At 66.3% G+C, this 10,691-nt stretch carries 10 protein-coding genes; 1 reads left to right on the top strand and 9 read right to left on the bottom strand.

The features are described 5' to 3' along the window. Nucleotides 1-36 precede the first annotated feature (36 nt). Nucleotides 37-1,176, top strand: a complete 1,140-nt coding sequence (locus QLH51_RS01110) for a cysteine desulfurase family protein (RefSeq protein ID WP_125653838.1) — start codon at nt 37-39, stop codon at nt 1,174-1,176. Between the two features lie 9 nt (nt 1,177-1,185). Here the strand turns inward: QLH51_RS01110 and QLH51_RS01105 are convergent, their stop codons facing one another. The 9 genes from QLH51_RS01105 to QLH51_RS01065 all read right to left on the bottom strand — a co-directional run bounded on the left by QLH51_RS01105 (nt 1,186) and on the right by QLH51_RS01065 (nt 10,653). After that, nucleotides 1,186-1,641 (bottom strand): hypothetical protein, encoded by a 456-nt coding sequence (locus tag QLH51_RS01105; protein WP_125653836.1) that lies wholly within the window; start codon nt 1,639-1,641, stop codon nt 1,186-1,188. 11 nt (nt 1,642-1,652) lie between these two features. Continuing rightward, the gene (locus tag QLH51_RS01100) at nt 1,653-3,794 is read right to left on the bottom strand and encodes an AAA family ATPase (RefSeq protein ID WP_164516032.1); all 2,142 of its coding nucleotides are present in this window, start codon (nt 3,792-3,794) and stop codon (nt 1,653-1,655) included. After that, nucleotides 3,791-4,021, bottom strand: coding sequence for a hypothetical protein (locus QLH51_RS01095; RefSeq protein WP_125653832.1), 231 nt, complete (start codon nt 4,019-4,021; stop codon nt 3,791-3,793). The genes QLH51_RS01100 and QLH51_RS01095 overlap by 4 nt, the downstream gene beginning before the upstream one ends. A 22-nt stretch (nt 4,022-4,043) precedes the next feature. After that, a complete protein-coding gene (locus QLH51_RS01090; protein ID WP_164516031.1) occupies nt 4,044-6,185 on the bottom strand; it encodes a DEAD/DEAH box helicase family protein in 2,142 nt (713 codons plus the stop codon). Then, nucleotides 6,185-7,939 carry an ATP-binding protein gene (locus tag QLH51_RS01085; RefSeq protein WP_164516030.1) on the bottom strand — a complete coding sequence of 585 codons (1,755 nt, stop codon included), beginning with the start codon at nt 7,937-7,939 and terminating at the stop codon, nt 6,185-6,187. Before QLH51_RS01085 ends, QLH51_RS01090 begins: the two co-directional genes overlap by 1 nt. 73 nt (nt 7,940-8,012) lie before the next feature. Next, complete coding sequence (locus QLH51_RS01080) at nt 8,013-8,534, bottom strand: hypothetical protein (RefSeq protein WP_164516029.1); 522 nt, start codon at nt 8,532-8,534, stop codon at nt 8,013-8,015. Between the two features lie 405 nt (nt 8,535-8,939). Further along, on the bottom strand, nt 8,940-9,680 hold the full coding sequence (locus tag QLH51_RS01075) for an ImmA/IrrE family metallo-endopeptidase (RefSeq protein WP_125653824.1): 741 nt from the start codon (nt 9,678-9,680) through the stop codon (nt 8,940-8,942). Further along, complete coding sequence (locus QLH51_RS01070) at nt 9,677-10,027, bottom strand: hypothetical protein (RefSeq protein WP_125653822.1); 351 nt, start codon at nt 10,025-10,027, stop codon at nt 9,677-9,679. Before QLH51_RS01070 ends, QLH51_RS01075 begins: the two co-directional genes overlap by 4 nt. Beyond that, nucleotides 10,024-10,653 carry a hypothetical protein gene (locus tag QLH51_RS01065; protein WP_125653820.1) on the bottom strand — a complete coding sequence of 210 codons (630 nt, stop codon included), beginning with the start codon at nt 10,651-10,653 and terminating at the stop codon, nt 10,024-10,026. The genes QLH51_RS01070 and QLH51_RS01065 overlap by 4 nt, the downstream gene beginning before the upstream one ends. Nucleotides 10,654-10,691 lie beyond the last annotated feature (38 nt).

The raw sequence follows: 10,691 nt of genomic DNA, 5'->3' as shown, positions 1-10,691 counted from the left end.
GCTGGTTGTGTTCCCCAGTCCAGCCGGAGTGTCAACGTGCAGAACAACGGCATCTATCTCGACAGTCAGGCGACCGCAGGTCTCGCGCCGGGCGTTCTCAAAGCCATGATCGCCCACTTTTCAGATACTTACGGAAACCCGCACTCCAGCGAGCACTCTTTCGGATGGCGCGCGGGCAACGCCGTGGACCGCGCCCGGGAACAAGTCGCCGCCGCGACCGGCTTCGACGCAGACGAGGTCGTGTTCACCTCGGGCGCGACGGAGGCGAACAACATCGTCATCCTCGGGTTCCACCGCGACGCGACTCTGCCGCTGTCGATGACCGCGACCGAGCACAAGAGCGTCATCGCGCCGATGCGCGAGCGGGCCCGCCGCGGTTCGCCTGTAACGACGCTGCCCGTCGACGGGCTAGGCGTCGTCGACCTGGACGCGCTCTCCGACGCGCTAGGCGCAGGCGTCCGGCTCGTGTCGGTGATGGCGGTGAACAACGAGATCGGCACCGCGCAGCCGATCGCCGCGATCGCTGACCTGTGCCACGCCGCCGGCGCGCTACTGCACGTCGACGCCGCGCAGGCATTGGCGTTCGACGCCGTGGCGGCACTGGCGGCCCATGCGGACATCGTCAGCGTCTCGAGCCACAAGGCGGGCGGACCCGCAGGCATCGGCGCGCTGCTGGTCGCCCGCCACGCCCGGCCCGCGCTGTCGCCGATCGCCTTCGGCGGCGGGCAAGAGGACGGCCTGCGGCCCGGGACGCTGCCTATGCCGCTCTGCGTCGGATTCGGGGCGGCGTGCGCGGTGCTGCCCGACGCCGCGGAGGTCGACGACTGGCGCCGCCGGTCAGATCGCCTTGCGGAGTCGCTGGCTGCCGTGATCCCCGGCTCGGTCCGCAACGGCGGCGGCCCCGGCTCCCATCCCGGGAACGTTAGCCTCACGCTGCCGGAGGGCGACGCCGACGCAGTGATCGCGCGGCTGCAGCCCGGTGTGGCGGCGTCGACCGGCTCGGCCTGCACCTCGGGCATCCCCGAGCCGAGCCACGTGCTGCGCGCGATCGGGCTGGACGCGGCCGCCGCCGAGAGGACGATCCGGCTGTCGGTCGGGCGCTACACGACGACCGGCGAGATCGAGCAAGCCATCGCGGCGATCGCCAATGCGGTCAGGACCCGCGCGGCCGCCTGACGCCCGCGCTCAGGCGGCGTCGCGCTCGAGCTGCTCGACGGCCTCGGACAGATTCCAGATCGGCTCGGCGGCCCCCTCCTTCAGCATGTCCATCACGTGCGGGAAGCCAGCGGACGCTAGCCCGTTGGCAAGGTTGATCATCCTGCGCGGCTCGACCACGATCCCGACCTCGTCGGACTTGGCGATGGCGATCAGCATCAGCGTGTGCACGCGCCACGGGTCGCTCGAGAAGATGCTGCCGTCGATGATCTTGTAGGTGTCGCGCCGGTCTATCTCGACGGGATCAAGGTTCCGGCGGGCGGCCAAGCAGACGGCAAGGAACCACAGGTCTACCATCCTCGGGAAAGGGCTGTGGTCGATCACCGCGCGGCCCCCGGTCTGGCAGTAGCGCGCGAACTCGTCTTTGAACTCGACGGGTACGAGGATGTCGACGCTGGCGAACGGGTTGAAATACTTGTCTGACATCGCTTCCCTCCTCAGGCTACCAGCACCGGCGTCTCGTCGTCCACCCGCTCGCACAGCTCGCAGTGCGAGCGGTGATCGCAGTCACAGCGCAGCACTTGCCGCGTCGGCGACCTCGGATCGTTCACCAGCATCCGAGGGTAGTGGGCGGGGTTGGTGAGGGTGACCACCTCGCCCGCCATCTCGTCGAGGATCGCCTCGCAACCCTCGATCTCGGAGTGGGTGAGGAAGAGGATCAGCTGCGCGCTCAGCGTCGAAGCCTTGCGTAGCACGGACCGCTTCACGAAGCCGCTCATCATTCCTAGCGGCGTATCGATCACGTTCGGCGCCTCGACCTCGCTGACCTTCGTCAGCGCGAGGATGAAGGCCAGCGTCAGAGCGCGCCGGGAGGCGCCGTTCAGGTCGCGGTCGGGGTCGAGCTTCCGGTCGCTCGGACCGTAGACCAGGATGTCGAACTCCTTGCTGACCTCGGCGCGCCGGATTAGCGCACCCTGATCCGGATCGGCGCCGATCATGCCGAGGAATATCTCGTTGGTCAGGTCACTGACCTTGATCAGCTCCTCGTCGGTGATGCGGTCGAAGGCGCGGCGCAGGACACCAGTGATGTCCTTGGCGACGTCGAGCTCCGCGATGATTCTGGCACCCTTCGACTGTTCGCGCAGCAGTGCGTCGCGACGCTCGACCAAACCGGTGCGCTCGGCGACCAGTCCCGACAGCTGCGTGTCGATCTGGCCTTCCCGATACTTGACCCGGTCCTTCTGGTTCTCGAACTCGCGGCGAGCCTTCCGCAGGTTCGCGACGTCGGTGTCCGGCATCTCGTCGAGCTGCAGCTCGAGCGCGCGCAGCTTGCGGCCATTCTCGTCGCGCAGGTCCTGCAGGCCATCGCGCTTCTCGACCACGGCAGTGAACGCCTCGCCAAAGGCGCGGGCCTCTCCGTCCGCCGGCGACTGCAGCGCCTTCGCGCCGAAGTAGAGCGCGGTTACCATCTTCTGGATGTCGTCGGCGCGGCGGCTCTTCTCGATCAGCTCGTTGACGCGCGCGCGTCGCGCCGCTCCGTCCTCGTGGACCTCCGACAGGCTCTCGCCGCAGATGCACGAGCCGATGTCGAGCCGGTCCTCCAGCACCGGGATCGTCGCGCTCGGGATCTCCTTGCGGTCGTAGAGGGTGTCGAGCTTGGCGTAGGCCGGCGCAAGCGTCGCGCCGAGTACGCCGCGCGCGACGTCGATGCCGCGAAAAAGCGCGGCGTGCTCCTTGACGGCAGCATCGAGCTGCACATCGATCTTCCCGATCTCCTTGCGGGTGGACTCGATGTCTTGGCCGAGCTTCTCGCGATCACCCTTGGCGAGCGCCGCCGCGATGCGGCGGTCGATTTCCGCGATCTGCCCGTCGAGGTTCGCGTGCGAGCTGCGCGCGTCGACCAGCTCGGCAGCCAGCCGCTCGCGGTCGACCTCGATCTCGTCGAGCCGGTTGGCGATCGTGCCGAGCTCGTCGCTGCCGCCGAGCTTCTTCGCAGACTTGTTGATCTCGACCGCCGCCTTCTCGACGTGCCGCATCGCATCCTTGATCACGCCGAGGCCTAGCAGCGAGCGGATCGCGCGCTGCACGCGGTCGCGCTTGGTGGTGAGCGCAACGTCTGCCTCGATGAAGCTGAGCGCCCGGTCGCCGTCGGTGAAGAACACGTCGCGCAGCTCGATCGGCAGCTCGTCTGCGATGATCGCCTCGGGCTGCGTCAGCGGGGTGTCGCCCGTGTCGGTGATCACCAGCAGCCGCACCGAGGGCTGCGCGCGGGTGAACCCGTCGCCGTCGATCTCCTCGGTCGTGGAGCGGATCAGGCGGTAGCGCTTGCGCGTTTCCTTGAACCCGGTCGGCGACCGGCGGACCGACGTCACCTCGAACTCGATGGTCACCATGATCGGCACGCGGCTGCCGTCGGCCTCGATGTCCCAGTCGATCGGGTGGAGGCGCATGTCGGCGCCGCCGCTCGGCAGCGCGACGTCGCCATAGAGGCCCCATTGGAGCGCGTTCAGCATCGTCGTCTTACCGCTCTCGTTCGCGGCGCGCACGACGGTGAGGGGCTTCTGTTCCGACACCGAGAAGTCGACCGTCAGGTCGCGCAGCAGCCGGAAATTCGAGAAGTGGGCCTTCAACAGCTTCACGCCTTGTCTCCCCCGCTGACGGCCCGGCGCTCGGCGAGATACCGGCCGACCGCGTTGCACTTCTCGTTGATCTTCTGCTGGATGTTGGTGCCGGCAACGCGGTGCTGGCGCTCGTTCTCCAGGACGTCGCTAATCGCGGCCACGACTTCCTCGCGGTAGCCATCGCACCGCTCGGGCAGCGACTGCGCCTCCTCCAGGATGATCGAAATGATCTTGCGATCGTTCATTGGCATAGTTGCAGTCCCCCCATCATCCGAATGCTGCCGAGACCAGCTTCGCGGTCAGCGCCAGCGGCCCGTCGTTCGACCCTGCGTTGCGCGCCAATCCCCCGAACTCCTGTACGCGCTTCAGCTCTGATCTTACGAGAGACTTCGCGTCATCGTCCAGGCCGCCCGCATCCATTCCGGGCGGAAGCGCAAGGAAATCCGTAATGTCCGACGACGTCTTGCCGATCAACGAGCAGGTTCGCAGCAATCGACCTCGGCGCTGCACCCACTGCCGCTCGACGGTAGTCGAAGCGAGCACGAACGCGCGCCTGATCTGCGGGATGTTGACGCCCTCGTCGAGCACCCGCTTTGCCGTCAGCACCTGGATGTCGCCGGCCTGGAACGCCGCGATCACCGCCCTCGTCTTGGCGCGGTCGCCGGTCTCGGTCGCGGTCAGCTGGTGGAAGGCGATGCCCCTGCGGCGAAGCAGCGCATTCACCTCTTCGAGCTGCCGCGGGCTCTTGTCGGTCGCGTAGACTAGCGTGTGCCGCAGAGCGCGCGTATCGAGTCCGCCCAGCGCACGGTCGAGCGCGACGATCTTGCCGCCGCTCGTCTCGAGCAGCTCGCGCCGGTCGCGGAACAGCTTGGCGAGGTAGTCGTCGGGCTTGCCGCCGTCGGTGCGCCAGGCGTTCTGCTTGATGCGCGCCGTCAGGTCATACCAGCGGTCCATCTCCTCCTCGTCGAGGTAGGTCGGCACGAGGTGGTAGTCGTATTCGACCAGGCACTTGCCGATCGCCTGCTCCAGCGTGAACTTGTAGACCACGTCGCCGAAGAATCGGACCAGCCCGGCGGTGCCGACGTCGTCATACTGCCGGACGGGCGTCGCCGACAGCGCGAGCCGGTGCTCGAAGTGCTCGGGCGGCTCGTTGATGAAACCCTCCCGGCCGAGATTGTGCGCCTCGTCGGCTATCAGCAGCAGCCGCACCCCGAGCTTGCGCGTCGCGTCGGCGAACTCGGGCGTGCACAGCGTGTCGTGGCTGACCACCACGGCCTCGGCTTTCGACAGCCCATGCTTCAGCCTCCGCGCCGTCTTCGACAGCGCGCTTGCCCGCGCGGCCGCTCCGGACAGCAGCGTCAGGTTGACCGGCGTGATCCCGAACGGCTCGATCTCGTCGCACCACTGGTCGACCAGGGGACGGTAGGGCGCGGCGACGACGATGAGCGTGGGACCGACCGCCTCGACGAGACGTTGCCCCGCGATCATCGACGTGATCGTCTTGCCCGAGCCGGTCGCCATCTCAAGGATGCCGCGGTGCCCTGCATCGACCCACGCCCGGACGGCGGCACCCTGGTGGGCGAACGGACCGTCCTCGTAGCGCAGGCCGGCCGGGATCGCGAAGCCGCGCGGCTGACGCGACACCACCTCGACGGCGGCGGCCTTCGCACGGTCGAACAGCGCGCCGAAATCCGGCTCCCTGGGTTCGCCCGGGCGCAGCGCTGCCATAATGCCCGCGCGCACCGCCTCGGAGGCGCCCAGCACGACGCAGTGGTCGTCGACGTTCTTCCAAAGACGGTCGAACCGCCGCTGCAGCTTGTCGACGACGAAGTGCTGCGTGGTGTCGGCCCAGTCCTTGGACACCGAGATTTGCTCGTAGTTCGAGGTCATGCCGGCCGCGGTCATGTTCCCCGAACCATGGACCGCGAGCTGATCGGCACCGTCCGTGAACACCCACACCTTGGGGTGGAAGAGGCCGTCGCGCATCACCGCCACGCGCATCTGCAGGCGTCCGACCTTCAGCAAGTGCGCAAGGCAGTCGAGCGTGTGGCGCGCGAGCGCATCCTCGGTCACGACCACCTTCGACAGGGCGGCGTCGGCGACGGCGGCGGCCTCGGCCGTGCCCGCCTCGATCGCGGCTTGGTCGGCGGCCGAGATGAAAGGGCTGGCGATCAATCGGAGCACGCCGTCGGTCTCGTTCAGGAACGTCGCCAGCCCTGGCGCCAGCTCGGCCAGCGACGCGGACGAGAAGAACCCCATCATGCACAACGCGCCCGTGCTCGAGCGGAACGCCGGGATCAGCACCTCGCCGGGCAGGTCGTCATCGGGCAGGATCAGCAGCGGGCGGATATCGCTAAGGTGCTGCAGCCCGCGGCCCGACGCCGGGCCGGATGTGGATGCGCTTGTCATCACGCGTCGCTCACGACCTTGGACATGAGCGTGTCGAGGAACTTGCCCCACCATGTATTGAGCTCCTCGAACTGCTCGGGATCGTCGTCCATCGCGGTCGCACGGGCGTAGGCGATCACCATCAGGGTGAACGCGTCGGTCGCCCGGCGCGCCAGCGCCTTCATCTCGTCCGACGCCTCGACCTCGCCCTCGGACACGGCCAGCAGCCTGGCCCAGATTTCGCGATAGAACTTATGTCGCTTGTTGACCCGCACCACGACCTTGCTGCCGCCGAGATACATGATGTCGATGAAGTCCTTGCCGGACCCCTCCACGGTCTCCACCGTGAACGGGCGGGCGCTGACGCGCTCGACATACTCGTCCACCGCCTTCGGATCGCTGTGACCGACGTCCTTGGCGAGTTCACGGTAGATTTGGAGAATTGCCGCTTCGGACAGTGGCTGCGCCCGCGCCTTGGGCAGGCCCTTGTCGACCGCGCCTGCGCGGTTAACTACAGATTCGTGTTCACCGCCAGTCGAGTTGTCCTTGTTGTCCTGCTCGCGCCACTGGTCCTGGATCGCTTTCCTAGCCGTGCCGACATACGGCTTGAGCATCTGCCGAATGCGGTTGCGCAGTTCGTATTGCGGCACCACGCCGTGCTTGACGTTGCGGACGCCGAAATATTCATCAAGCTCGGGGTCGAACGCAACCTCGATGCCGATGAACCGATCCGACTCCTTGATGCCGCCGGGGAACATCCGGGGGACGATCGTGTAGGAAATCTCGCGCTTCAGCCGCACGAAGCTGATCATCCCCTGCGATTCATTGATGTTGAGCGACCGGGCTAGCGCGTCGCCCCCCCTGCCGCGCTCGCGCAGGACCTCGGGCGGCGCGACCGTGACGGTCAGCCACGCCGACGCATCGGCCTCCTTGATGTAAATCTCCTCCTCCTCCGCTACCACGAGGCGGGGGGCGTAGTGGCCACGCGGCTTCTGCTTGGCGGCCTTGGCCTCCTTCGCCAGTAGTTCGTCAGCGAAGGACTCCGACATCAGGAATAGTGGATCTGCGGCCAGCAGGTCGAACCCGTTGACCGTCAGTGTCAGACCCCCGTTAATGAATTCACGAAAAATCCGTGCGAGTTCCTTTCGCGCGTCGCGCACCAGCGCGTCGAAGCTGTCATGAACGCGCCCGGCCTCAAGGCGGTCGACGTCGCTCCAGATCACGACGGTGCCGGTCCCGGAGGGCGGCTTGGCAACCCAGCTCGCCGGCACCGGCTTGGCGACCGGCGGCGCGATAGTAACCGCATCCGGGTCTCCGCGCCTCTCGGCATCCTCCATGTCGCCTAGATCCATGCTGACGTGCTGCCAGCTGCCCTTCGCGCTCTCCCTGCTCCAGACGTCGATGCAGCGGCCGAAGTTCAGCGCGGCGAGCTTCGCGCCCACGCCATACTTGCCGATCGTCGTCTTCTGCATCCAACGGGTGCTGAAGCCGATCACCAGATATTTGGCGAGCACCTCGCGCGACATGCCGATGCCGTCGTCGACGATGGTGATGTAATCGACGTAACTCTTGCCGCCGCGGCCTACGGCCTCGTGCAGCGTCACCTGGATGTTGGTCGCCTTCGCCTCGATCGAATTGTCGATCACCTCCGCCAAGGCGGCCGCGAGTGTGAAGCCGGAATCGCGCAACGCCAACAATGCCTGGACCGTCTGAATCACGGGCTCGGGCTTCAGCGGCGCGGGCTGCGGCTTTGGCTTGAGAACCGGTTTGGCCATCGTCAACATCCCAGTGTGGACGCCGGCAGCGCGGCCGCCGGCGTCCGTTTTTAATCAAGCGATCACGTCCCGGTCAGGGGCGGATCTCGTCGGTCAGGCGCAGGGCGATCGCACGCACACCGGCGCGCAACTCCTTCACCCGCCAAGGCTGCAAGCCCAGTTCCTCGGCCACCTCGTCGACCGGGTCCTGGAAGCGCTCGGCGACCGTGCGGCCGTCGGCACCTAGCCTCCGCTCGACCTCATCGAGCAGCATGTTCAAGGAATCGGCGATGAGCAAGCGGCGCTCGGGAGAAGGCAGCTGCGCCGCCTTGCTGATGGTGTCACCCGCCATCACGCGGTCGAACGCGGAGTCGACACCGTCCGGGTCCGCGGAAAGCTCTTTGCGGTGCTCGACGTCGCGCCGCACGCGGCGGAGTAGCGTGCAGCGGGCGTTGCGGATCGCGTTGCGCGCGAGGAACGGGTCGGACCGGCGCTCGCTGAGCGCGAGCCCTATGGCGTGCTCGCCGATGTCAGCCTGACGCTGTTCGCGGCGACGGCGCATATAGCTGTAGAGGGACAGGAGGGCGCGCTCGCGCGCGCGAGAAAAAGTAAGCATCAATGTTGCTCCCATTAAGGGCACCAGCGGCACCCGGAGAGTTGTGACCGCCAACATGGCGATCACGGGGAAAACGACCCGCAAACGGATTGTCTCCCCTAAGGTGTATGGCGCACGTTTTCAGGATGGGGAAGGAAAGTTCCGACGCCTTGGGGCTGAACGACCGCAGGACGCGCACGATGCAGTTCCTGACCGCCCGGCTGGCCTGCAGAGCCTGGCCAAGGACCTGCTGGCGCCGGAAGTGGTCTCAACCCTAGGTTGCTGATCGCACTCACCAACCCTGCAGCGATCGAATCCCGTCCAGCCGATCGGCTTCTGATGAACGAAAGGCAGCTTATGTAAGGTTTGCGGCCCAAAGCGGACGAGTCACAATCCATCAAGTATCTTCCGTAGCGTGCCCTCGGACTAAACCACCACGATAAGATGCGTTGCCCGACCGCATGCCATCCGGTCGATGGCGTAGAGCGCTTGCGCGTCTTTCACGCCCTGACCCAGGAACCATTGCGGCGCTGGCACAGCGAACGGGACATTCGGATGAGGCAATCCACATCGATCGGCCGTCACGCTCATGCATGGTGCATTCGACCGAACAAACCAACGGTGGTTTAGGGTGGCTGACCGTCTGAACCATCGGCGCCCGTCCGCTTCTTCGACAACAAGCGCGAATGCCGCAGGATGAACACCGGCAAGCCGCAAGGCAGCCGCCATCGCGCTGACGCCGAACGCGGCGGCAACTTGATAGACGAGATCGAATGACATCGGGACACCAGCAACCAATGGTTCCAGCATAAAGCGGGGCATTAGCAGGTCCGCAGCATACCCGTCCGCCTCGCGTTCGCAGCCCGCCGCTCCGTCTTGTTGGTCGGCGGCGCCATGGCAGATCAGCCGTTGGCCGCGATGATGGTGCCAATGACCGAGTTCATGCGCGACGGAGAACCGCTGCCGGACGCGGCTGGCGCGGTCGTCGACCGTGATGATCGCCCGGTCGCCCAGACCGACGATCCGCGCATCGCCAACGGCAAGGCGACGATAGCGCACCGCCGTGGCAACGGCACAGGCGATGACCTCGACGTCGATCTCGCCGGGTTCGGTGATGCCGAGGTCATGAAGTAAGCGCTCGGCAGGTCGTTCAAACCTTGCCGTCACGCAGGGTGATCGCCGGTGTCATGGTCAAGTTCGGCGAGATCGTCGATCAGGTCGTCGATATCATGGTCGTCGTTGCCACGGGCAGCGAGCGTCATGCGCAGGTCGGCATCGCCCGAAATCGCTTGCTGCAATTGCGCTCGCAGACGCGCCCGATCGATCGGGACAACCCGAGCGTCGGTGCGGGCATCGAGTTTGGCCCGGATCGCGCGCAGGTTCGCTTTCTTTACCGCCAACTGCGCCCGGGTGATCTCCGCCTGCAGGTCGGCCAGATCAGGTTCGACATCCTCACCGTCGAGGAAGTCGTCCAACAGTCGCAGCTGCATCAGTTCGTCCGCTTCGGTGATCATGGTATGCTCCTGTCCTTGGCGGCGGCCGCCAGCTTGCGCTGCAATTGCTTGCGCAACGATGCGAGGGCCTTGGCGTCGAGCCCCAGCCGGTTCTGCAAGGCTATGCCCTTCTCACCGTCGAGCACCGCATCCAGCAGCGTGACCAGTTGCGGGTCGTTCCCAATCGACTGTTGGATCGCGGCCAGGGTCCGCCGGTAATGCAGCGCATCATGCCCGACCTGCTCCGGGCTGGGCGCCAACGAGGCCATCGCCAGCGTATCGTCGTCGAGGTCGAGCGGGACCGGGTGCAGGCCGTCGCGTTCGGCTTCCCGTTCCTGCGAGGTCAGGCTGCGCATGATCCCAATCAGGAAGTTCACGATGTCGTAGCCGCGCCGACATTGGCGACGACCGTCGAGCGCTCGGACGAACGCCTCCTGCCGCAGGTCACCGGAAAGTATGTAATGTCCCTGCGCCAGATAGCGCGACCGCCGCAGCAGACGCTGATGGTCGGTTGTCGTCAGTGCCTCCAGCATCGCGTTGACCTCGGCAGTCGAATAGACATCGGCGGGCGGCTGAACCGGTGTTGCTGTCGGCGTGACGGCTGAGATGACGGCCTCCCTTACTCTATAAAGCGGACGGCTCAGCATTCTCGGACAGAAGCATGAAATATTTATTGGCCGCTGTC

The sequence above is a fragment of the Sphingomonas sp. 2R-10 genome, from assembly GCF_030062225.1.
Classification (GTDB): domain Bacteria; phylum Pseudomonadota; class Alphaproteobacteria; order Sphingomonadales; family Sphingomonadaceae; genus Sphingomonas.
This window is presented reverse-complemented; position numbering and strand designations above follow the sequence as displayed.